Below are 24,539 nucleotides of genomic sequence, written 5' to 3' on the forward strand. Positions count from 1 at the left end.
TCTATCGAGCTACTCAGTTAATTAACTATTAAGTTCATTAGAAGTTAGAAATCAGTAAAGGAAGGCTTCGGTCTTCCTTTTTTAGTTTTACGCCTTTAGGTTTTAAGTAAGGTACGACAAATGACAAAACACTACTCATATTGGTTCAAACAAGCACTAGAAAAGGAATTTGGCAGCATAGATGCAGGTCTAGAATCCGCGAAGCCACTTCCAAAAGACATTAATTGCGACATCGCTATTGTTGGCGGCGGTTACACAGGGCTGTGGACGGCGATCTTGATCAAGCAGCAGCAACCTCAAAAGCATGTTGTGGTGATTGAAAAAGGTTTGTGTGGCAGCGGCGCTTCTGGTGCGAACGGTGGCTGTATGCTGACATGGTCGACTAAGTATCCCACGTTGAAGAGGCTCTACGGACAAGAGCAAGCAAAATGGCTGGTAAAAGAATCGGAAAAGGTCATTTACGAGATCGAAGCTTTCTGTAACGAACATAATATCGACGCGCATTTGTATCGTAGCGGGACTTATTACACGGCAACCAATGAAGCACAACAAGGTGGAATGGAGCCCGTAGTGAATGAGTTGGTTAAGCAGGGTATCAATAGCTGGAAGAAGTGTGACAGCTCTTTGTCTGATAAAGCAGGATCGGAGCGTCATATCGAAGGTTATTACTCAGAAGCCGCGGGCAGTGTGCAGCCAGCATTACTGGCGAGAGGGTTACGTCGAGTTGCTATTGATTTAGGGGTTGAAATTCACGAAAACACGGAGATGACTTCGCTTGATTATGGAGCCCCGGCTCGAATCCAAACCAAAGGTGGCTCTGTTTTTGCCGACAAAGTGATTTTGGCACTCAACGCATGGATGCTCGATCACTTTAAAGAGTTTAAACGCAGTATTGTGGTTGTTTCGTCAGACATGGTTGTCACTAAGCCTATCCCTGAAAAGCTTCAGCAATTTGGCCCAGAGAAAGGGGCGGCAGTGGTGGATTCACGTATCTTTGTTCACTATTACCGAGACACCCAAGATGGACGCCTGATGTTGGGTAAAGGTGGCAATAAGTTCTCGTTTGCCAATCAAGTTGAAAGCATGTTTAACCAAAAGACAAACTACCTGTCGATTCTAAATCAATCATTCGAAAAATTGTTCCCTAAATTGGAACAAAGTGAGTTCGATTACAACTGGTCTGGGGGCTCTGATCGCTCAGTAACAGGATTGCCATTTTTCGGTAATCTAAAAGGCCAAAACAACATCTATTATGGGCTCGGTTACTCAGGTAATGGTGTTGCGCAAACTCGTATGGGCGGAAAGATATTGTCGTCCATGGCACTCGGTACTGATAACGGTTGGACCTGTTGCGGATTAACTAACGGACCGCTTGGGCATTTCCCGCCAGAGCCATTTCGTTGGGTAGGAGCAATGATGGTGCGTGATGCAGTTCGAAGAAAAGAGAACGCAGAAGATTCTGGTAACACGCCATTGTGGCTCGATAAGCAGTTGGCAAAGCTAGCTGGTGCGGCAGGTAAAGCCGACAAGGTTGAGTGAATCTTTGTTGTAGATTGTGCTTTGCAGGTTAAGCGAGATCCGATCTTCAAGTGGCAACTGAATTGGAAGTTAAATTTGATTTGAAGTGAGAATTGATATGACGACCCCGCTGTATGTATTTGATTTAGATGAAGCACTCATGGATGGAAACAGCGCCATGATTTGGAATGAGTTTTTGGTTGAGAAAGGCTTGGCAAATGAACCTAGCTTTTTGAACGAAGAACGCAGGCTTATGACGCTGTATGTTCAAGGTATTCTCGATGAAGATATTTACCTTGAATTTGCAACCCGCTCACTAGCCAATAAAACTTATCAAGAGGTGTGTGCCTTATTAGAAGAGTGCATTAATCGTAAAGTTCTCAGCAAGATCTTTCCTCATCTTGCAAAGAGGAGCTGGTCGTCAACAACACAAGGGCAGCCGATGGTGATCATCTCTGCCATTGTGTCATTCATTCCTGCATGTGTGGCAAAAAGGCTCAATATTCCCAATGTTGTCGGTATTGAACTCATGGAATCGTCGGGTCAATACTCTGCCAAGATTTTGGGGCTTCCGAGTCATCCGCATGGCAAGGTGGTTAGTTTGAATGAGTGGTTAGAGCAACACGGCCCTTCGCACAACCATAGTCAAAATGGTGCTGACTCGATTAATGATTTACCTCAATATGAAGTGGCGGATCGCCCTCACTTGGTTAATCCACACGAACGTTTAAGCGCTCGCTTGGAATCTGCTCCATGGCGTGCGGTCTACTGATTTCAGTATTGGAAGAAACAATAGATATAACCATAAACAAGCATTGATATTTGGCGGTGAAAAGCACATTGGCTTTCATCGCCAAATACCTATCTGAGGACTAGTGGGTTTCTGTAAGATATTGAATATTATTACTTGTTTTGATCTCGTCACCCTCAGTTAGAATGAATTTTATTTCTGCAATATAACTGTCATTTAGCTTCTATAAATTTGTCACTCAACTGAAATATTCAAAGTTTAAATTTGGTATATACCATATAAAGAGTGCTGTAGTATGAGCAACCAAACTTATTTGAATATTGAAAACGTTGTAAAGCAATTTGGCCAATTTACAGCGCTAAAAGACATCTCCCTATCGATTGAAAAAGGCGAGTTCGTCTGCTTCCTTGGCCCATCTGGCTGTGGAAAAACCACCTTATTACGTGCGATTGCAGGTTTAGACTTACCAACCTCAGGTTCCATTGAGCAAAATGGTAGCGACACGACCTTTTTACCGCCAGAAAAGCGTGACTTCGGCATTGTGTTCCAATCTTACGCTCTTTTCCCTAACCTGACGGTGGAAGAAAACATAGCAATCGGGTTGAAAAACCAAGGCATGTCGACCAAAGAAGCACTAGAAACGGTGGAGTCTTGGCTAGAAACCATCGGCTTGCCAACGTCTGGTCAGAAGTATCCGAATCAATTATCTGGCGGTCAGCAGCAGCGTGTGGCTTTAGCTCGCGCACTGGCCTTGTCTCCTGGGTTACTTCTGCTTGATGAGCCGCTGTCTGCACTCGATGCAAAAGTAAGAACACACCTGCGTGATGAGATTTGCCAATTACAGCGCAAGTTGGGCATCACCACTATCATGGTGACACACGATCAAGACGAAGCTTTGACTATGGCAGACCGCATCGTGGTAATGAACCATGGGGTTATTGAACAGGTGGGGGCGCCTCAAGAGATCTATCAAAAGCCAGCGAGTCGTTTTGTTGCTGAGTTTGTCGGCAGCATGAACTTCATTCAAGCCTCTGTGGCTGTTCAAGGCAAGATGCGTATTGCTGAGTCTATGTTACCACTTCCTAGATTAGACAATCTGACTCCAAAGCAGGGGGATGTGTTCGATATTGCGGTGCGTCCTGAGCAAATCCAGTTCGTTGACCGTTTTAATGAGTCACTACCAGTCAGAATCGTTTCGAGCGAATTTTTGGGCGCGTTTTACCGCGTCGAATGCCAATTGCAGCATGACTCTACCGCTAAAGAGATTATCGTTGATGTGCCAGTCAAAGAGTTCAATAGATTGAAGCTGCGCCGCAGTGATATTCGTTATGTGGCGTTTGATCAAGAAGGCTTGCGAGCTTATCCATCGAAAAGTGTTCAAGTGATGAAAGACGAGGCGGCGTAAAGAATCATGGAATCGACTCAAATGATGCAACCTAAGCTGCTAATTCAACGACGAGTACAGCCTTTTTTGGCTCGGCTAAGTAAGGACAACGTGATTCTATTTGGGCTGTTGGCATTTTTGTCTGTAGTCATGACACTGTTTATCTTGATGCCATTGTGGGCGATGTTGAAAAAAAGTGTTCAGAATGCTGATGGTGAATTTGTAGGTTTACAGAATTTCGCTACGTATTTCGCTTCTCAAAGCCTTTGGCAATCTGTGGGTAACACTTTTACGTTGGGCTTGTTGGTAACGACAGTGGTTGGTGTTTTAGCGTTTGGTTACGCTTATGCGTTGACTCGGTCATGTATGCCTTTTAAGGGGCTATTTCAGGTATTAGGCTCTGCGCCGATCCTTGCGCCTTCATTACTTCCTGCAATCAGTCTGATCTTCTTATTTGGTAACCAAGGCATTGCCAAAGAACTCCTCGGTGGCAACTCGGTATATGGCTTAATTGGCATCTCATTAGGCCTGATATTCTGGACGTTTCCACATGCCTTGATGATTCTAACCACTTCACTCAGAACGTCCGATGCCCGTCTTTATGAGGCAGCACGTGCACTGAATACGTCGTCGCTCAAAACCTTTTTTATGGTTACCTTACCTGCAGCAAAATACGGATTAATCAGCACCCTTATCGTGGTATTTACGCTGGTGGTTTGTGATTTTGGTGTACCGAAGGTGATTGGTGGTAGCTACAATGTTTTGTCGACGGATATCTTTAAACAGGTAGTAGGGCAGCAGAACTTCTCAATGGGTGCAGTAACCAGTATCTTGTTGTTATTGCCTGCATTGCTTGCGTTTACAGTGGACCGCTGGGTACAAAAGAAGCAGAAGAGCTTATTTGATACTCGTTCTGTCGCGTACCAACCAGAACCAAATACCGTGCGTGATGGATTGTGTTTCCTTTATTGCACGATCATCTCAGCTGCTGTCGTTATCGTGTTGGGTATGGCGGTATACGGCTCTATGGTCACCTTTTGGCCTTGGAACAAAGCGCTGACATTGAACAACTACAACTTTGCTGAGATGAGTACCTATGGTTGGACTCCATTCTTCAACTCACTAACGCTAGGCGCATGGACTGCCATTATCGGTACCGTATTGATTTTCTTAGGTGCGTACTGCATTGAGAAAGGCAGAGCATTTGGTCCTGTTCGTCAGGCGATGCAGATGCTCAGTGTTGTGCCAATGGCCGTTCCTGGGATGGTGTTGGGTTTGGGGTATATCTTCTATTTCAATGACTTGAGCAATCCACTTAACTTCTTATATGGCACAATGGCGTTCTTGGTTATCAATACCGTGGTTCACTATTACACGGTTGGGCACATGACGGCATTAACTGCATTGAAGCAGCTGCCTGCGGAAATTGAAGCCACCGCAGCCTCGGTAAACTTACCGCAATACAAGTTGTTCTTTAAAGTAACGGTACCAGTTTGCCTGCCTGCGATTTTAGATATTGCGACATACCTGTTTATTAATGCACTTACCACCACATCTGCGGTAGTATTCTTGTATTCTACCGATACGATACCTGCGTCAGTTTCAGTACTGAATATGGACGACGCGGGGCAAACCGGTGCAGCAGCAGCCATGGCGGTAATGATCATGATATCTGCAGCGAGTGCGAAGTTGATTCATATGTTAATCAATAAGTTATTTGAGAAGCGTACCCAAGCTTGGCGCAAGCGCTAGCGAACCATTGTAGATTGCAGTTGGCCAAGGAGTGGCTGACGACAAGAATAAGAATGAAGGAAATTAAGTGCAGTACGTAAAAATCAAAGATGTCATCGTAGAGCAGATAGAGTCTGGGATGTTAACACCGCGACAAAAGCTGCCTGCGGAACGTAAGCTTGCTGAGTCGTTTGATACAACACGAGTTACGTTACGTGAAGCGTTATCTTCGCTCGAAGCGGAAGGGCGCATTTATCGAGAAGATCGACGAGGTTGGTTTATCTCGCCAGCACCACTTCGTTACGATCCAACACAAACATTGAACTTCACTAATATGGCTCTGGCGCAGAATCGTAAGCCGAAAACTGAGCTGATCTCTGCCAAGGGAATGCTCGCCACGAAGGAGGCGACTAAGCTCCTTGAACTGCCTCCTTTCTCGGATGTTTATCGCGTAGATAGAGTTCGTTATCTTGAAGATAGGCCTGTTGTGTATGTGACAAACTACATTCGACCAGAGCTATTTCCTAACTTGCTCGATTATGACCTGTCTAAATCACTAACGGACATCTACCGTGAGCACTTTGGTGTGGTGTATCAGAAGATTCGTTACCGTGTGAGTACAACGTCTTTGCTGGGTGAAACCGCGCAAGCACTGCGTGCAACTTCTGGCTCTCCTGCAATGGTGGTAGAGCGTGTTAACTACAATCAAAACGGCGATTTGATTGACTGTGATATTGAGTATTGGCGTCATGATGCAATCAGTATTGAATCGATAGCTCAACTCGAACGCTAATCACTTTGACACTGTGTTAGTTAACTAACGGGTCCCTGATAATTCTGTAGGTGCGTCCGGTTTCAATGATTTAAGGTCTCTCATCCAGAGACCTTTTTTATCACTTCAATTAAGCTTGTTGCTTTTATTTTATATTTACTAATGATTTAGGAACGAAATGGAATTCTCTGCCATCATCATCGTGATTATTTCGGCTCTACTGCATGCGGGCTGGAATGTTCTAGGTAAATCAAACCAAGGCTCTGGCTCATCCTTCTTCTTAGCGTCTGGCTTTGCCGCTGCCGCGATATTGACTCCTTATCTTATCTGGTATGTCGAGAATGTTGGCTTTGCAAATATCTCTCTTCCATTTTGGCAATTAGTTTTGCTGAGTGGGATCTGCCAAATTATTTATCTAATTGGTTTAGGCATCGCCTATAAGCAAGCTGATATTGGTGTTATCTATCCAATGGCACGAGCGCTACCAGTGCTGATGGTTGGTTTGGGAACAGTATTGATTGGCTATGAGTTGTCACTGAATCAATGGATTGGCTTTGCACTGATCACATTAGGCTGTTTGTTTGTTCCATTGAAACAGTTCTCCGACCTGAGGCTCAAGGCTTACCTAAACCTTGGCGTACTTTGGGCGTTAATCGCCGCTATCGGCACCACTGGCTATTCAATCATTGATAAAGAGGCGCTTCTGTTATTGGAGCCTTTAAGTACGCCGGTTATTACCAATAAACACACTGCAATTTTTTATTTAGGTATCCAGTTTTGGGCAATAGTGATTCCGCTGAGTATTTGGCTATTTATAACCAACCAAAGAGTCGAGTTTACGAATGCTTGGGTACTACGCAAGAAAGCCACGGTGGCTGGTATCATGATGGCGTCGACTTATGGGTTGGTGCTGTTTGCAATGACCATGACAGAGAACGTCAGCTTGGTCGTTGCTCTTAGACAGGTGAGTATCATCTTCGGTGTGGTGATGGGGATCTATTTTTTAAAGGAAAAGTGGCACATGACCCGCGGTATAGGCGTTGTTTTGATTCTTATAGGTCTAGTTACCTCACTGATTTAAAAAGCGCCTACTAGGCTATCTTGCTTTGAGAGATAGAAAATGCTCTCTGGCATTAGAAAGTAAAACGCCCTTAACGATGGATTGTCGTTAAGGGCGTTTTCTTATTTGGTCTTGAGGCAGGCGATGTGGTGATAGGCTTAGTCTGCTAGTGCTTGAGCATCTTGTTGCTTGATTACCTTATGCCCATCTTCACTGACGCCACGTTTCCAGTAGCTGCTGATGTAGATGTTCTCTTTTGCGACTTCTTTTTCGTTTCTGAAGTACTGTCTGAGTTCACGCATGCTTTCAAATTCACACGCTGTCCATACTGAAACCTGACCGTCTAACCACGTTAAGCTACGAACCGTTTGGGATAGTGTTTCTGATGTTTCATCTTCAATTAGCCAAGTGATCTTGATGCCTTCAGGGGCTTCTAGCTCTTGCTTGTCTGCTGCTGAATTGATCTGAATAACAGCGTGCCCTGTTGCGTCTTTTGGCAGTGTTTTTACTTTTGCGGAGAGCGCAGGGAGTGAAGTCATATCTGCCACTAAGAAGAACCAATCTGACTCTAGGTTCAGCCCCTGAATTAAACCTGGGCCAGCCACTGAAATAGTATCACCAACTTGTGCGCTCATTGCCCATCTCGCAGCAAAGCCACATTGAAGATCTTTAGTGATATGGCGAACGAAATCGACTTCGATGAACTTCTCTACAGGATTGTAGTGGCGAATGGTGTAGGTGCGCATGGTTGGACGATCACCTTCGTCTAATTGACTCAAGTCGGTGGTGCCTAGTGGCGAGAATAGTAGCTTGATGTAGCCGCCTACACATTCAGCAGGGTACTTACTTAATCCCTCACCGCTAAACGTCATACGCTGCATGTTTGGAGTAATGGTTGAGGTTTGAGTAACAGTTAATGTGATAGGGCTAGGCTTGCTCATATAAGGCTCTCTTAGATTTTGATGCCCACATAATAATCTCGAACCAGAAAACACTCAATACTAATAATTATCATTTACTATAATTTACATAATGAAAATCCAAAGGTGGGATTTTTATAAATCATTAAAAATATAGACAAAAAAGCCCTTCAGAAAACTGAAGGGCTTGATGGGTTAGGTCGGTTGAACGTGAGAGTAGTTAGCTGTTAGCTTGTTCTAGTTCAATCGTTTCATCAGCGGCTTTTGCTGCTTCTAGCATCTTACGAATAATGAAAGATGCACCCATTGCAATACCTACCATTACTACCGCAAGAACAGTCAGCATTTGGAAGTAGTCGCCGTAAACTGTTTGAACGATCTCTTGTGTGATCTCTTGACCTTTCTCTAGTGCAATTGATGTTGAGAATACCGCGCCAACGATACCTGATAGTGCGATTGCTACAGAGAATAAGCTTACAGAGAAGTTCTCGATGTGCTTAGGTGCCACAGACAGGATGAACGCCACTACCATAGAGCCCACAATTACTTCACCGAATGCTAGGAAGAAATGGATCGCTAGGAATACTTCAGGGCGAATTAGGACGTCTTCACCAACGGTAGTCACTGCCATTGTCAGGATACCAAAAGCGATAGCCGTCAGGATGAAAGAGAAACCTACTTTCGTTGCTGTAGAGAAGTTGATGTTTTTCTTTTCTAGGCTAGAGAAGATACCGGCGATGATAGGGCCAGCCACCATACACCATAGTGGGTTCATTGCCATTGACGCTTCTGGTGCAACAGGAATGAAGCCAAATAGGTCACCACGCATGGTGTTGATCGCTACCATTGTCATCGATGTCATCATTTGGCCGTAGTACACGAAGAAACATGTAGTCAGGAATGTGATGATTAAGATCGTGCCCATTTTCAGCATGTCTGATTTCTTTGATTTCACCATCAAAGAGACAAAGTAGATAATGGCTGCAGCACCGATCGCGTAAACGATGTTTTGGCCGATATCCATGTTAGAGAACATGAAAAATACTAAGCCGATCATTGCTGCAGATAAGCCTAGGAAAGCAGCCCAGTTTTTAGTGCTTACTGGTTGCTGGTCGATCTCAGCACTTGCTTCAACAAGACCTTTACGGACAAACAACATCATCAGTAGTGCTGCACCTGCTAGAACAGCAGACAGAAGGAAGCCACCGTGGAAGCCAACAACAAGCACTAGCATAGGGAATAAGTACTGACCTAGCAGTGCACCAATGTTGTTTACTGAGTAGTTGATAGGGTAGCAGTTTTCAAAATCTTCTTGTGTTTTGAACGTGCGTTTGTAGAGACTTGGGTAAGAAGGAGACATCAAACCACGTGCATAACTTGCTAACGCAATACCACACAATGCCATAGGAACATTGGTTGCTGCTGCGCCGAGTACCAGTAAAACGTAACCACTCGCGAATCCTAGGAAAGCGATAGTTAGAGATCGGTAAGCACCTAAGAATTTGTCGGCGATGAAACCACCGGCAATAGCAAACAGCGGCCCGATTGCAGAGAAAGCACCAACCACCATCATGGTGTCGGCTTCGTTGTAGTTCAGGTCCTCAAGGAAGAAACGAGTCAAGATCACCATGACGCCATAGAACGAAAGTCCAAACATCATTTGGCAGAACATCATTGATTTGTTTAATCTATTCCACATTATTTTATTCTCACATTAGTATTAATATGTAGTGTAATTACCCAATTATAATACCATTGATAGTAATACATAAACTGAAACATCTATCCCAAACCGGACTTTGCTCGATATATCTTTTCTTATGAGTACATTCATATTTCTCATGAATGAAATTTGCAATATTAGATTTTGCTAGTGGATGCATGATTGTGTGAAAATTAGTCGGTTTCATTTGTGGCTAAGTAATGAACTATTAAAGAGAAAATTAGCGAGATTCATTCGGTAAATGCTTTTAAGTGAGTATCACTTTCAATTGCCGGTTGGGTTCGAGCCAATAAAAAAGCCAGCTTGGTGGCTGGCTTTGTTTTGATATTGAAAACTAAGTTTACAAGAATGACCCTTCTACAAGGGCATTGTGAACTCGTGTTCTTGTCTGCTATTCACATGGTGGCGCCATGTGGATCACCGCTAAGCCGCCTAACGACGTTTCTCGGTACTTCTTGTTCATGTCTTTACCTGTCTGGTACATGGTTTCAATAACCTTGTCTAACGAGATAAGACACTTGCTGGTGCGTTTTAGTGCCATACGCGATGCGTTGATCGCCTTCATGGCGCCCATCGCATTACGCTCAATACATGGGACTTGAACCAGTCCGCCAATTGGGTCACAGGTCATACCCAGTGAGTGCTCCATCGCGATCTCAGCTGCGATACAGATTTGCTCGTTACTGCCACCACGAAGGGCCGTTAAGCCAGCCGCTGCCATTGAAGAAGATACGCCAACTTCACCTTGGCAGCCTACCTCTGCACCTGAAATAGACGCATTGGTTTTGTATAGAATACCGATAGCGCCAGATACCGCTAAAAAGTCTTTGAGCTGTTTGGTATCCAGTTCTTTGATGAAACGATGGTAGTACATTAATACTGCAGGAATAACGCCAGCCGCACCGTTGGTTGGCGATGTGACCACTTGGCCACCTGCTGCATTTTCTTCACTCACGGCAAAGGCAAATAGGTTAATCCAATCCATGATCTCCATTGGATCATTTTCAATGGAGGCATTCGCTTCAAGTTTTTTCAAAAGAGCGGGTGCTCGACGTGTGACTTCAAGGCCACCATCTAGGATACCTTCAGTATCAAAGCCACGCTGCATACACAGTGACATCACCTTCCAGATTTGATCTGCTTTTTGGTCAATAGCTTCCATATCTTGGAAGGATACTTCGTTGCGTAGGATTAATCCGCCAAGGCTCATTCCATTCTTATCAGCGAGCTCAAGGAGTTGGTCAGCAGATGAGAAAGGGAATTCAACTTGGGTTTCAGACTCTTGTTTGCCGTTTTGCAGCTCATCTGCAGTTGCGATGAAACCACCACCAATCGAGTAGTAGGTCTCCATATCCAGAAGCTTACCGCTCGCATCAAACGCAGAGATTGTCATACCGTTTTCATGAAGCGGCAGATTGGTTTTGTGAAAGAGCAAGTCGCTCTCTACATCGAAGTGAATCTCATGGTGACCACTCACCATAAGAGACTTGTCTTCAATCGCTTTGCGCATTGCTAGATTAGCACTGGTTATTTTGATGGTATCAGGGCGGTTGCCAAGTAGACCTAACAGGGTTGCTCGGTCAGTGTGGTGGCCGATACCTGTTAATGATAGTGAGCCGTATAAGTCGATTTGAATACGGGTAACTTGGTCAAGTACAGATTCAATCTTTTGGGTAAAATTAAACCCTGCGATCATTGGTCCATTTGTATGGGAGCTAGAAGGCCCAACCCCAATTTTATAGATATCAAAAATAGACAGCATAGTAACTTCCTGTGAAGACGGTTCGATGGACGAACTCTGTGTAAAATTTGTATTTTGTTCGTTTCACTTATATGTGTGAAAGCGTTCTCTGTTTAAAACTAACGCTAACTAGCGTAGCCCTGTGGACCCTATGATCGTGCTATTGTGCTTTTAAGCTGCACTTTGATTGTCGAGTACCTTATTGTGTTGCTTTGCAATAGTGAGCATTATTGCGAGCAACTTATAAGAATTTCAAAATACTTTTGTTCACAAGTATTGTATACATAATTCACTCCATCTAATCCCCAAAACGAGACTTGAACATAAAATGAGCATTAATAACCTCCTTATTGTGCTGGGTAAACGGCTTAATGAGAATGAATTGACTGAGGAAGGAGTCAGTCGAGTTGATGCTTTGGTGAAGTATCTGGTGGAGTCCTTGAACGCAGAGTCTCACTCGTCCACAGCGGTCGCTTTTTGTGGTGGGGTAACCAAAGGGCAGAGTGTTTCGGAAGCAGATGCGATGCACCGATACTTTCGAGAGTTGGAAAGCCTCCGCGAAGTCCCGTTTACTCTGGGAGCGATTTTATTAGAGCAGCATTCAACCAATACTGTAGAAAACATCCAAAATTTAGCTGCTGAGATGATAGAGAGTGGTCTGTTTACTCGTGGGCAAGATGTAAAGGTAACGTTTGTGTCGAATGACTATCACTTGCAACGAATCTTTGAGATTCAAACGCTAATGGATGAGCAAGGTTTGCTCAAAGTTCTCATTGAAAAGTGTTCGGCGCTTGGCGTAGAACTGCAGATAGATCGCAAGTTGGAGGCTCATGTTGCAGTCCCATACCCTCACCAAACGACTCAAGGTCAGCTGTTTTTATTGATGGATGTGCTTACAACGTACCGAGTGTATCTCGAAGGTGTATGTGCCGGGGCGTTTAAGCGAGATTTGAAGATGGTGAGGGCGGAGCCAGAAAGGCTTTCCTTGGAAGCCTTGACGCAAGCAAAAGGCTCAGTAGGAAGTTCACCTCAGTTTAGTATTGTGGAAAGTCTGCTTCCGGTATTGGAAGGCTGTATTCGAGGTACTCCAGTAGGTACGGATACAAAAAAAGTCAGGGAGTACCTAGCGTTACTAGATACCAACCTAACTTTTCTGAATCGATTGTTAGACCCTGAATCGGATCATACGCATCGCTGGTGGCGATAAATCGTTATTTTTTTCTGGTGATGCCAAGAACTGTTTTTAGGCTAGCAAACGCAATTAAGCAGTAGGCGAGTAGTTCTGTGCCTTCTTCTGCAATGTTTTTAACGGCACGAACGTAATCATCGCCCATCACATTGTGCCAAAAGCTACCCATACCGAATAGGCGGGAGAATACTAGCAGTAGCATTACGCCTGTCACTAAAAGGTTCATGTGCGGAGAAGCCAAAATAAGGGCAAGTTGATCGATAGTGCGCTTACCGTTTTTTACAGCATAAAAAATAGCGCAGCCAGCAACTAGCGCAGCAGGAACTACCCATGCACCGTGTACGATCTTATCGAACCAAAAATCCATTTCACGAATGAACATTACAGCGAAGAAGGCGCTAATGAGAACCGCAGCGTGTTTCACTTCACCTCTCTTTCTCGCTAGGTAAGCAAAAGAACCTGAACTTACGATAAGTAGCAGCTGCTGGAACATTTCTGTCACTGAGATCTCACCAACATTTCCGTTCAACAATACAAAATCAATTCTTAGCGCTAAGTTAGCAATAATACCAATAGCGAGAACGACTAAAGCGGTTTGGCAACGCTTGTAGATCACTTGAGAGGTCGATTGAGAAAGGGTGAACTCAGGGAGTTCAAAAGACATGTGAGTTTGCTCTTCCGTTTTGGAATGGTTCTTCATTTCAATTCAACCTGTAAATGTTTTTAACAGGCCGGCATTCTATCTGCTTGGAATTTGACAATGTCAGAGAAATGTCAGCAATGAAACAGTGTACAATTGGTGTGTATATACGGTAAACCGCTGCCAATTGGCAGCCAGTTTACGTAATTGGTTGAATTAAAGAGGGGAAGGGATTGGTGGGTATCAGAGTGGAGCGCTATTCACTTTTAGCTTCTGAGTCTTGCTCATGATTATTTCGGTAATATTCCCATTGCTCAATACGTTCACCGTCATCAAAAACACAATAAGTGGTGCGTTGATTGTTTTCTGTGACCGTGTCTAATTCGCCATCCTGTTGAACACAATAAACGGCCGCTGGATTAGCGACTGAAACACGTTGGCCTTCGCTATACTCTGCATAGTCGTTTGCACAACCACCTAATACAACGGCAAATACAGCCATCAAACCAATTTTCTTCATGTTTATCTCCTACGTGATAACTCTATAGTTGAATACGTTAAGTTCTACAGAACCCAATTAGAAGCTCTATCAAATGAGTATATTTTAGATTTCAGAAAAGGTTGTTCTAATTTGGTCAAGATATTGAAATAGGTTGATATTTAGCCATGTTTAGCTGCTTTTTGAGGGCTAGATCAAGCTAAGCTAGCCGGGCGATAGAAGGGCATGAATTGTTGAGTGAAGGCTTTTCAGAGGCTATGTGATGTTTTCTTGCTTTATCGGCTATGAGGTACAAAGTTAGAAGGCGTGTTGATGTGAACCGCTATGAACCTCGAATCTATGAATGATTATGATATGATGCCGCCAAATTCAGTTGAGCAGTTAGAGCCATGAGACACCTAAAAACCACCATTCACCCAGATATCGATCACCTAGATAACAAAACAGTTTATAAGCGTAATGCCGCCAGAGCGATTGTCTTAGATGGTGAAGATATTCTGATGCTGTATACCGAGCGTTACCACGACTACACCATCCCTGGTGGCGGTTTAGATGAAGGCGAAGATGTGATTGCGGGCATGGTCCGAGAGCTTGAAGAAGAGACGGGTGCAAAGAACATTCATGGCATTAAGCCGTTTGGCATTTTTGAAGAGTTTCGCCCTTGGTACAAAGATGATGCAGATATAATGCATATGATTTCCTACTGCTATTCGTGCAAGATTGACCGCGAGCTGGGTGAGACAGCTTACGAAGATTACGAATTTAAAAACGGAATGAAGCCTGTGTGGATGAACATCCATGAAGCGATTGCTCATAATGAAAAGACGATGGCCGAAAGTCCTAAAAAGGGTATGAGCATTGAGCGCGAGACTTTTTTGTTGCATTTGATCGCAAAAGAAATGCTTTAATCTCACCCAAGCTTATATTGCAGTAATAGCACAGCAGTAATTGTTCAGCTGTAACTGTACTGCAGCCGACATTGATCTTTGAACTGTTTAATTTCACCCCGCATTTAAGCAGTTCATCGTTAGCGCTTTCAGTCCCCCCAACTTTGCTTACAGCCAATAGTCATTATTTCTCCAGTTTCACGCAGCTCCCTGCTGTTTGAGCGACATGTTTATTTGCTTGGAGTCTACTTATCACACTCCTTTCAATGACAAGTTGTCAAGTTGACTTATTCCTTCATCAAATTGATTCCTATTTTGAAGAAAGTGTTTGTTTATTTTTGATCTTAATAAGTCTACAGAGAAATAAAGACATACTTTCAATGGCTTAGGTTTATTTTCTAAGTGTTCAAAAACTTGGCTCTTCTCTTGCTTCTTTGTCTTATGCAGCTCGTTTTGTCGGCACCAAAATAAAAAAGTAGACATCCTTTGTCTCGCAGCATCAGATTTTAGGGAGACATTTATTTAGCTTTGCCGTTCAGAGTTTACGTACTTTTCAAGGAAATCGCCCAAGCGAAGAAGAAGTCGAGGTTTACTATGAAATACAAGCAACTTATCTATCTCATTGGCGCAATAGTTAGCGTCCCAGTCCACGCAACCATCGTGGATTTGGATTTTTCAAACCACATAGAGTCAACGAACGGAAGTAGTGGTTGGGCGGGGCCGACCTACGATGGCGCCTCCATGCATTTCCTAAATGTCGGTACACACGATGGAAAGACCATTGATGCCAAGGTATCCAGTAGCGTATTTGGTGATGCGACATTTGTGTTTCATGCACCTAATTACAAAGAAGGCTCAACTCAGCCCTCTGGTGATATTGGATTCCTCTATCAGACTAACTCTGCCGGTTCTGCAGGTTTGATTTATACCTTTGAGTTCTTTGACGGAACAGATGGTCTGTCAGGTACTTTCTCGGTCCCTTACACTATTCCTGAATTTGAAATGATCGGTTATGACATTGATGGCGAGCCCGTTCAGTCAGAGCAAGTACGAGTATTCAAAAGTGAAGGCTTTTTCAGCTATCAATTGGGGAGTGCAAGTGCCAGCTTGACCGCCGAAGAGAGTGCTGATGGCAATTCAGTCCTCTTCACCGGACCAGGCACCAATTATTCTGAAACGGATACGTCAGGTGCGGTTAAGTTTACCTACAAAAATACCTCTATTGTTACGCTTCAGTTTGAAACTGTTACTACGAGTGGCAGTGGTTTCCCTAACCCAATCTTTTCAGCGTTTGATGGTAACTGGGACTTAAGTGGCTTTACTACGCCAATTGAGAGTTCTGACGAGTCTGATTTTGGTGATGCGCCGGACACTTATGGAACGTTACAAGCAAGCAATGGTGCTGAACATGCTGTCTCTTCAACGCTTTATCTAGGGGCCAGTATCGATACAGACTCTGACGGACAACCGGGCGCCTTATCAAACGGTGATGACTTAGATGTTGACGGGAATGATGACGACGGTATTACGCTACTTACTAACTTAGAAATTGGGTTGGATAGTCTCATCAACGTTAACGTTGTGGGTAATGGTTACCTACAAGCTTGGGCTGACTGGGACTTGAGTGGTACTTTCGATGATGATGAACAAATCTTGAAAAACCATTCGGTTGTTGAAGGGGGCCAAGTGGTTCCAATTCGAGTGGCTGATGATGCGAGTGTGGGGACTGTACAGACACGTTTCCGTCTAGCGAGCAGCCCTAACATCCCAAGTGATGGTTACGTTGGTGACGGGGAAGTCGAGGATTACGTGTTTAACGTGACTGATCCGGGAACCACAATTCAACACTCTAACTACTACACTGCAGCGTTCGAAGATAACTGGCCTGAAGTTGGTGACTTCGATTTAAACGATGTTGTTGTTTATTACCGAACCACCATTCTGAGTAAAGACGATGCTGTATTGCGTATGGATATCAGCGGTAGCATTATGGCCTACGGTGCCTCTTATGGTAACGGCTTAGGTTGGAAATTGAGTGGCTTTGATGAGTCGGATGTCGACTTGCAGACCGCCAGAGTGCAGAAAAACGGCGCAACTCGTGTGAATATCTCACCGTTTACGGGCGAAGATAAATCGGTTGCATCGCCAGGAGGTGACCTTGTTGTTGTCGCTTCGTTGAACTTAAAAAATGATATCCCGATTAACGATGAGTGTATGTTCCACCGTACGAATCCATCTTGTAATCCGTCTCTTGAGTCTGACCAAATGACGTTCAGTATCTCACTACCGTTTAACGACGACGATCAACCAACGGTAAGTTCACTGCTACCATTGAGTGGCTTCGACCCGTTCATCTTTGGTCCAGGTGAAGGCTATTATCATGGCTCTAGTTTTACTGGCTCTCCGGGTAAAGATCTTGAAATTCACACAGCGGATCTTCCACCAACGTCACGTGGTACGTTAGTAAGCGACTTTTACGGTGTGGCACAAGATGATTCAGACCCAGATAGTGGAAAATACTACCGAACTACGCAAAACATGCCTTGGGGTATTTTGATTTCATCTCCTTGGAATCACCCATCCGAGTACATTGATATCAGTGAAGCGTTCCCAGATTTTGCGGAGTGGGCGACGTCTGGCGGTTCTTCTAAACCGACTTGGTATCTAAACCCTAACTCAGACAAAACTTGGTCTACTGAAGATTAATCAAGGAGGATTTATGAAACTATCAAAACTAATGCTAAGTAGTGTGACTCTTGTCTTCCTTGCTGCGTGTGGCGGAGGCGGCGGTGGTGGTGGCTCTACCACATCAGCTCCAAGCTCTGTCCCACCAGCGGATGATTCTTCATCAGGTAACTCGTCATCTGCTAATAACACAGTGACGTCTAGCATCGCGCCTGCGGCACAAGTGTTGAGTTCGGTCGAGCTGACCATACCGGAAGGCTTTGATTTCTCAACTGAGAGGGAAGTCGCTGTGACGGTCGATGTCGCAAGTTCACAAAGTTCGCGGGGCTTTATGAGCTTGTACACTGAGTTTGATGGGGACGTTGTCGACTACACCTCACAAGTGTTAAGAATGCCTATTAATGAAGACACTGACTTTTCAACAACGCTATTGTTGCCCAACCATGTTGATAAAGTTTGGGTCGAGGTGTGGTACCCATCAGCATTGGGCAGTGAAGTGAAGAGCTCATATAATATTGAAAATGATAAAGTGGATGTGCTTCTTTAAAGTCATTACTGGATTGGAGCCTTAGCTTTTAATTATCACTTCTAATAACTTTGCCGCCATTATTTGGCGGCAAAGTTGTTTCTACAATACGAAAAATGAATAGCGATGACGAATTATTGAATGTGGTTGATATTGTCAACTAAGTGTTTTTGATGTATCTTTGCCATATCGTGAAGTGCTTTCTAAGCAAAATCACCAAATAGCTATACGCCTGCCCTCAATAAAGAATGTTATGAATAAAAGACAGTTTATTGCCCATTACTTGCGCATGAATCGCACCTCGTACTTACTTGCGGTTGTGTTCATTTTTCTCGTTAACTGGTTACAAGTAGAAATCCCTCGTTATATTCAATTGGCAATAGACCTGATTGATGACGCCTCTTCAAGTGGACATCAACAGTTGCAGTCCTATGTGTGGATTGTCGTTGGTATGTCGGTTGCTATGGTCGTTGTTAGGATTCTGTCTCGCATTTACGCGCTTAACCCCGGGCGAATTACAGAAGCTTCACTTAAGACCACTCTTCTACAAAAACTGAATCGCTTGCCAAACAGCTTTCACGAGCGCTTTGCTTCTGGCCGTTTAATCTCAATCATCAACAATGACCTAAGTGGTATTCGTTTGATGTTTGGTGTTGGCTTTCTGCAATTCTTTAATGCGTTGCTCGCTCTATCGCTAACGCCGCTATACATGTGGCGTATATCGCCAGAACTAACCCTGTATTCGATCATTCCGATTTCAATCGCTTTCGTGATTTTCCGAGTTGGCTTTAAGCGTATGAAAACGCTCCATCTAGAGCATATGAAGCGACTACAAAACTTGTCTGCGCAACTGATGAGTTATCTGTCTGGGATTGATCTGATTAAAAGCCAGCAAATGTCACCCTGGGTAAAAGCGGAGACTGAGAAGCTGAATCAGTTGTTACTTGAATGCCGCCTTAAAATCACGCGTATTCAAGTCTTCTTTATGCCAGTTCTCGATTACGCCAATGACCTGATGAAAATCATTATTCTAGGTCTAGGTGGTTTTATGTTGATGAGACAGGAACTGACTCTAGGTGAAATCACTGCATTCCTAACTTACTCAGTTTTGCTCGCCATGCCGCTTATGCAATTAGGACGAATCGCGACGATTTATCAGCGTGGCATGGTCGGTATTCAAAGCGCCCAGACTATTCTTAATGCCAAAATACCAGAATTGGATGAGCAGAAACTGTCTGAGCTCGATGTGGAATCCCTAAAAGGAAAAACGTTCTCCGTTCGTAACCTTAGCTTTAGCTATCCGGGCGAGGAGCGTCTGATTCTGGATGACATCAGTTTTGATATCCCCGCGGGGAAGAAAGTCGGTGTGTTAGGTGGTATCGGTGCGGGAAAAACGACGTTGGTGAACTGTTTGAACCATCACTTAGACACTCCACAAGGTTCAGTACTGCTTGGTGAGAGAGATATCACTAGCTTCTCGCGTAGCGATTTACGTCGTTACGTTAAAACGGTCACCCAAGACCCGTATTTGTTTTCAGCCACTGTTGAAGCGAATATTCGTTTTGGTAGCGCCGATACCGAGCTAGCAAAAAGCCAGGTTGATGAAGTGTTAGAGCTTAGCCAACTAGCCAGTGATGTGACGCGCTTTGAGCAGGGCGACCAAACTTTAGTCGGTGAGAAGGGCATTATGTTGTCAGGGGGGCAAAAACAGCGCCTGAGCATTGCTCGTGCTCTATTACAACCAACCGATCTCATCATTATGGATAACGTTCTGTCTGCCGTTGACTATGAGACAGAGAGAAAAATCTTAGAAGGCCTATTTAAGCGATTGGAAAATCAGTCGGTTCTTGTTGTCTCACATCGTGTTAATGCACTTGAATATATGGATGAAGTTATCGTGTTGAATGAAGGAAAAGTGATTGCTAAGGGCGACCATAAAACCCTACTGAAAACTTGCGATTACTACTATGAGACATGGCTACTACAGCAAAATGAAACGGAGGCAGCAGCATGTTAAAAGGTGTTGACCTCAAGTACCTCAAGCATTTCTTTAAGTTTGCTAAGAAATACAAAGGCTCGGCGATTTTGGGCATTGCGATGCTTCCGCTTTCTGTCATCACAAGCTTGTTGTTCCCTTGGTTGATTATTCAAGTGATCGACGTTCAGTTGAGTCATGGTGATATGGACGGGCTATTAGAATACGTTTTCTACCTCGTTGCTGTACTAATCGTCAGTTATGTCGTGGATACCACTTACGCATATAACCTACGTAAAACAGGTCAATACACGATTACTGACATGCGCTCAGTTCTGTTTGCTCGTGTTTTGAAATTGCCACGCAACTACTTTGACAATACACCAATCGGTGTCACGCTATCGCGTCTAACCAGTGATTTAGAAACCATCGGTGAGACGTTTGTTCAGTCGGTTGTCGGTTTGGTAAAAGACAGCATTAACACCATTGCGCTGCTGATCATGATGTTCTTAATTGATTGGAAGCTGACGCTGATCGTATTGATCATCATGCCTCCGGTCATGTATCTGACTGTACATGTTCGAAATCGACTTCGTGCTCTGTATAAGGTGACTCGTTCGTCACTGGCTCAAGGTATTGGCTTCTTGCAAGAAGTGCTGTTTGGTATGAAAACTGTACAGATGTACCGAGCAGAAGAGCAAGTCGAACAAAGTTACCAAGGCTATACCGACGAGTTTTTGAGAGCGCAGAAAAAGATCAATAAATACGACGCTATTCTGTTCTCATTCATTTCTGGTATCACATCCATCACCATCGCGGTAATGATTTGGTACGGTTCTGAGCAAGTGATAGAAGGGGCGCTCACCTTGGGTGTGCTGATTGCGTTCATCAACACCTTAGAAAAAGTGTTCGTGCCGATTCGAGATTTTACTTCGCAAATTGCATCAATTCAGAGCTCATTTGCCGCGTTCGACCATATCGAAGAGCTGTTTGTTGAACCGACTGAAGAAGAGGGGCGTAACTTACTGCCATCAGAGAAGGTTGCTAAACCGTTAGAGCAGTTTGAAAGCCTTGAGTTTAAGAACGTAAGCTTCCGCTACAAAGACGATGCTCCGTACGTTCTAAAGAATGTCTCGTTTGTATTGGAGAAAGGGCATCAAATCGCACTGGTGGGCTCTACAGGCTCAGGTAAGTCAACGATTCTGCGTTTGATCTCGAAAACCTACCAAGACTATGAAGGCAGCATACTGCTGAATGGCATTGAGCTGTCGCAGATCTCTAGTGAAGACTCGGCACACCTGTTCTCGATGATGATGCAAGATGTGCATTTATTCGAAGAGACGATTGCTTTCAATATCGCACTAGGTAAAGAGCATTTATCAAGTACCGAGATTGAGCAGGCGGCGCGTTATGTTTATGCCGATAAGTTTATTGAACAGCTGCCTCAAGGCTATGGCTTCCAACTAGATAAGAACGGGGCAAATCTATCGGTTGGACAAACTCAGCTTATCTCGTTTGCAAGAGCCGTTGCTCAAGGGGGACAACTGATGATGCTGGATGAGGCAACAAGTTCGGTAGATTCGATTACCGAGGATCTCATTCAAAAAGCGATGCAGCGTCTGTTCAAAGAGAAAACCGTGATTGCGATTGCCCACCGTTTGAGTACTGTTCGTCACTCAGACACCATTTTGGTGTTGGAAAAGGGGGAAATTGTTGAGCAAGGTAATCATCAACAACTGGTGGCGCACAATGGTATTTATGCTGGCTTGTTACAAGAATCGATTGTAGAAACTGGCGATTCTCAAGCTACGGTAGCCTAATTGCCTAAAATCAGGCTGTAGCTTTCAATAAGACGAATTGGTCTTGTCTATGCTTCACCAATTTCTCTTGTTTTCTAATATTCCCAGTAGGTTAGGGAAATTAAACATATTTTTCGATTATTAATATGTTATGATCTCCCTACTACTAAAGGGGTGTCTTTGGGCATCGGGATGTATGCGAGCAAATTTACGTGCTTGTGTCAGTCACTTTCTGGCGAATATGGAATCGAAAATGTTGTTGGAAGAAGTTGTAGAAATCATTGAATTAACCGACTCAGACCATTTATCTCACGCAATGGACCTGTTTAACGAGCATGGCTTTGTTTCCGCAGAGCATTTACCTTTCATGTCGGTGGTTTTTGAAACCGCACCTGAGCATCTTGCGAAGAAACTGTCGCAAATTGGCTTCAAAGGTTTAGTGCAAGTAGAGAAAAGTGAAGACGCAACTGGCTTTGTGATCGTTGACGCTGAACGAGCTCAGCTTAGCAAAAGCGCGTAATCAGAAACGCTCAATAATATCCGTTATGACAATTTGAGGTTAACACAGTGACAACAGCTACCGTTTCAGCAACAGAGCAACAGATCTCCAATGAACATGCACTTTTGGGTGCATCGTTACTAGCGGCCCAAAAAGTAGAGTTGGCGCTGTTTAATGTGATCTCTAAATTATCGAAAACCTTGTCAAAAGATGCTCAGAAAGAGCTAGGTTTAGACCTAGATACTTTTTTGAGAGAGAAGGCGAGCCACCAAGAAGCAACGCTCAGCTTGTATGAGCAGACGTTCGGTGAACAACTACCGCTGAAAAAAAACGAACTTAGCGATTTTATTTATCATAGAAACGTAGTGACTCGCAGTTTCTGGCGAGTGACTGGTGCTGATGTTAAGGGCGGCGAGAAGCTAGCTAACCCTGAACTCTACCTAAAAGAGTTTCTTGCTAAATGTGAATACTGGCAAGTGATGCTGGATAACCAATCCAATTAATCACGCCGAAAAAGAAAGCCATAGCAGAAGTGCTATGGCTTTTTTGTTGGTCGAGCTTTAAGTCCAAAGTCTCACAGTATTATTTAAATCATCATTTTTAATACATAGTTCTTAGAGACGAAGTGGTGTTTAAGTGCTGCGCTAATATGTAAAACAATCAAACAAGCTAGGGCAATACAACTGGCACGGTGTAAATAAAAGAAGAAGCTGTTGATTGCTGAGTTGGTAATTAGATTTTCGACTGTGGTTAACCAGAATAATGAGTAAGGTTGTTCCAACATCAAGTAGCCTGTACTGAACACCATAAACATGGCGAGGTACATTAAAGAGTGAGCTAGCTTAGCCACACACTTTTGCCCCTCTGGTATTGATGTCGGCATGCTTGGAGAAGAGCGAAAGTGGCTCCAGATATAACGAACCATGAGCAATGGTGTCGCAACGGTCGCCAATGACATGTTAAGCACTGATAAGAATGAAAACAGCTCTGGATGACTGGTCACATAGTGCATCACATAACCTGCGATTGTGGCATAAATGATTACAGAAGCCATTACCCAGTGCAGTACACGGCTTACTAAATCGTATCTTGGATTATTCAAATTAACCTCGCTCTGATCGTTATTAATATAAGTTTCATCTCGATGCAATAAATCAAATGACTCTATATTCGCATCGCGAATTAATTATATAGAACAGTATTACTTGGTATTTTTATAATTTAGAAATTAATGATGTTGCTTCAGGTGTTTTATAATTATCAATGATGTTTTAGAGTGTTAATTCCAATATGGATAAGGCAAACTTGCCGACTTCCTAGCTTGTATGCCTATAACGAGATACAGTTAGGTTAAAGCTAAATATATAAGGATTGTATAATGCTTCGAATCTTATTGATTGCAGTTATCTCAGTGTTCAGCGCGATGAGTTTTGCAAGCGAAGAAAATAAATACTCGGATCAAGAGTATTTGGATAGACCCTTGATGGAACGTTATATCTTGGATGAGTTGAAGCAGCTGAGAATCGAACAGCAGGATCTTGAAAGACGTCTCACCATTCAGATGACCGATCGCGAGCTCGCAGTAGCAGATAAGTCGCTCAACTACGCCAATGTTACCGTAACGTATTTCTTCTATATCATTGCTGGTGTTGCTTCGTTAATTGCACTGGTTGGTTGGCAGTCGCTCAAAGAGTTAAAACACACCACTAAAGAGATGGCAGATCGACGACTCAACGACATTGCACAAGACTATGAGAAGAAGTTTAATGTTCTAGAGAGGGATCTTAAACGCAAAACCAGAATCATTTCAGAGAACAACCGAGAAATCGAAATCATCAATGAGATCCACAATCTATGGTTAAGGGCGCAAAATGCGCAAACCGCGGAACAGAAAATTGAAATTTATGATGAGATTTTGAAGGTTCGTCCCGGGGATTTGGAAGCATTAACCTACAAAGCGGACGCAGCAATGGATATTCAAGAGTACCATTGGGCGATGAGCTTATGTAATCGCGTGTTAGAGGTGGATGACCAGAATGCTCATGCTCTGTATCAGCGGGCGTGTGCTTACGCAAGGTTAGGGGCGGAAGGACAAGCTATTGACGACCTAGAACGCTCTGTCGAAGCCAGTGGCTCAATGCGAGAGTTGTTGGCTGAAGAACCGGACTTCGAAATGCTTCGAGGCTTAGAGCGTTTTGAGGCGCTTCGTGAAGAATAAAGCTTTGATGCTATGGTGGGTT

The 24,539-nt window shown here is 43.8% G+C and carries 21 protein-coding genes; 15 read left to right on the top strand and 6 right to left on the bottom strand.

The window, feature by feature from the left end:
* Positions 1–120 precede the first annotated feature (120 nt).
* The 6 genes from OH460_RS14040 (at position 121) to OH460_RS14065 (ending at position 7,237) form a co-directional block, all read left to right on the top strand.
* The gene (locus OH460_RS14040; protein ID WP_269997986.1) at positions 121–1,539 is read left to right on the top strand and encodes an FAD-dependent oxidoreductase; all 1,419 of its coding nucleotides are present in this window, start codon (positions 121–123) and stop codon (positions 1,537–1,539) included.
* A gap of 97 nt (positions 1,540–1,636) precedes the next feature.
* On the top strand, positions 1,637–2,290 hold the full coding sequence (locus tag OH460_RS14045) for an HAD-IB family hydrolase (RefSeq protein WP_269997988.1): 654 nt from the start codon (positions 1,637–1,639) through the stop codon (positions 2,288–2,290).
* Positions 2,291–2,564: 274 nt separating this feature from the next.
* Entirely contained in the window at positions 2,565–3,674 is a 1,110-nt protein-coding gene (locus OH460_RS14050; RefSeq protein WP_186171364.1) for a putative 2-aminoethylphosphonate ABC transporter ATP-binding protein, read from the top strand.
* 21 nt (positions 3,675–3,695) lie between these two features.
* Positions 3,696–5,405: a putative 2-aminoethylphosphonate ABC transporter permease subunit gene (locus OH460_RS14055; protein WP_269997991.1), complete on the top strand. Its 1,710-nt coding sequence runs from the start codon at positions 3,696–3,698 to the stop codon at positions 5,403–5,405.
* Positions 5,406–5,472: 67 nt separating this feature from the next.
* Positions 5,473–6,177, top strand: coding sequence for a phosphonate utilization transcriptional regulator PhnR (gene phnR, locus OH460_RS14060; protein WP_061031211.1), 705 nt, complete (start codon positions 5,473–5,475; stop codon positions 6,175–6,177).
* A gap of 157 nt (positions 6,178–6,334) precedes the next feature.
* A complete protein-coding gene (locus OH460_RS14065; protein ID WP_269997993.1) occupies positions 6,335–7,237 on the top strand; it encodes an EamA family transporter in 903 nt (300 codons plus the stop codon).
* 137 nt (positions 7,238–7,374) lie between these two features.
* On the opposite strand, the gene OH460_RS14070 is transcribed toward OH460_RS14065, so the two are convergent.
* The 3 genes from OH460_RS14070 to OH460_RS14080 form a co-directional block, all read right to left on the bottom strand.
* Positions 7,375–8,157, bottom strand: coding sequence for a siderophore-interacting protein (locus tag OH460_RS14070; RefSeq protein WP_269997995.1), 783 nt, complete (start codon positions 8,155–8,157; stop codon positions 7,375–7,377).
* 199 nt (positions 8,158–8,356) lie between these two features.
* On the bottom strand, positions 8,357–9,835 hold the full coding sequence (locus OH460_RS14075; RefSeq protein WP_081090286.1) for a peptide MFS transporter: 1,479 nt from the start codon (positions 9,833–9,835) through the stop codon (positions 8,357–8,359).
* A 415-nt stretch (positions 9,836–10,250) separates the two neighbouring features.
* The gene (locus OH460_RS14080) at positions 10,251–11,621 is read right to left on the bottom strand and encodes an L-serine ammonia-lyase (protein ID WP_019820442.1); all 1,371 of its coding nucleotides are present in this window, start codon (positions 11,619–11,621) and stop codon (positions 10,251–10,253) included.
* Positions 11,622–11,928: 307 nt separating this feature from the next.
* On the opposite strand from OH460_RS14080, the gene OH460_RS14085 reads away from it, so the two are divergent.
* Positions 11,929–12,807, top strand: a complete 879-nt coding sequence (locus OH460_RS14085; RefSeq protein ID WP_269997999.1) for a YdcF family protein — start codon at positions 11,929–11,931, stop codon at positions 12,805–12,807.
* A 4-nt stretch (positions 12,808–12,811) separates the two neighbouring features.
* Here OH460_RS14085 and OH460_RS14090 read toward each other — a convergent pair whose 3' ends face one another.
* Both OH460_RS14090 and OH460_RS14095 read right to left on the bottom strand, forming a co-directional pair.
* Positions 12,812–13,489 carry a hypothetical protein gene (locus OH460_RS14090; RefSeq protein WP_269998001.1) on the bottom strand — a complete coding sequence of 226 codons (678 nt, stop codon included), beginning with the start codon at positions 13,487–13,489 and terminating at the stop codon, positions 12,812–12,814.
* Between the two features lie 196 nt (positions 13,490–13,685).
* Positions 13,686–13,949: a putative hemolysin gene (locus tag OH460_RS14095; protein WP_061031205.1), complete on the bottom strand. Its 264-nt coding sequence runs from the start codon at positions 13,947–13,949 to the stop codon at positions 13,686–13,688.
* 368 nt (positions 13,950–14,317) lie between these two features.
* On the opposite strand from OH460_RS14095, the gene OH460_RS14100 reads away from it, so the two are divergent.
* From OH460_RS14100 to OH460_RS14130, 7 genes are all read left to right on the top strand, one after another.
* A complete protein-coding gene (locus tag OH460_RS14100; protein WP_269998003.1) occupies positions 14,318–14,836 on the top strand; it encodes an NUDIX hydrolase in 519 nt (172 codons plus the stop codon).
* A 573-nt stretch (positions 14,837–15,409) separates the two neighbouring features.
* Positions 15,410–17,521, top strand: coding sequence for an LruC domain-containing protein (locus tag OH460_RS14105; RefSeq protein WP_269998005.1), 2,112 nt, complete (start codon positions 15,410–15,412; stop codon positions 17,519–17,521).
* Between the two features lie 13 nt (positions 17,522–17,534).
* Complete coding sequence (locus OH460_RS14110) at positions 17,535–18,047, top strand: hypothetical protein (RefSeq protein ID WP_269998007.1); 513 nt, start codon at positions 17,535–17,537, stop codon at positions 18,045–18,047.
* A 232-nt stretch (positions 18,048–18,279) separates the two neighbouring features.
* Positions 18,280–20,043, top strand: a complete 1,764-nt coding sequence (locus OH460_RS14115) for an ABC transporter ATP-binding protein (protein WP_269998009.1) — start codon at positions 18,280–18,282, stop codon at positions 20,041–20,043.
* Positions 20,037–21,821: an ABC transporter ATP-binding protein gene (locus OH460_RS14120; RefSeq protein ID WP_269998011.1), complete on the top strand. Its 1,785-nt coding sequence runs from the start codon at positions 20,037–20,039 to the stop codon at positions 21,819–21,821. The genes OH460_RS14115 and OH460_RS14120 overlap by 7 nt, the downstream gene beginning before the upstream one ends.
* A 232-nt stretch (positions 21,822–22,053) precedes the next feature.
* Positions 22,054–22,320, top strand: coding sequence for a hypothetical protein (locus OH460_RS14125; protein WP_061031198.1), 267 nt, complete (start codon positions 22,054–22,056; stop codon positions 22,318–22,320).
* Between the two features lie 47 nt (positions 22,321–22,367).
* On the top strand, positions 22,368–22,802 hold the full coding sequence (locus tag OH460_RS14130; protein ID WP_269998013.1) for a hypothetical protein: 435 nt from the start codon (positions 22,368–22,370) through the stop codon (positions 22,800–22,802).
* 83 nt (positions 22,803–22,885) lie between these two features.
* Here the strand turns inward: OH460_RS14130 and OH460_RS14135 are convergent, their stop codons facing one another.
* Positions 22,886–23,401: a cytochrome b gene (locus OH460_RS14135; RefSeq protein WP_269998015.1), complete on the bottom strand. Its 516-nt coding sequence runs from the start codon at positions 23,399–23,401 to the stop codon at positions 22,886–22,888.
* Positions 23,402–23,677: 276 nt separating this feature from the next.
* On the opposite strand from OH460_RS14135, the gene OH460_RS14140 reads away from it, so the two are divergent.
* Positions 23,678–24,517, top strand: coding sequence for a tetratricopeptide repeat protein (locus OH460_RS14140; RefSeq protein WP_171731828.1), 840 nt, complete (start codon positions 23,678–23,680; stop codon positions 24,515–24,517).
* Positions 24,518–24,539: the final 22 nt, after the last annotated feature.

The organism is Vibrio sp. Makdt, assembly GCF_027587015.1.
GTDB classification, from domain to species: domain Bacteria; phylum Pseudomonadota; class Gammaproteobacteria; order Enterobacterales; family Vibrionaceae; genus Vibrio; species Vibrio chagasii_B.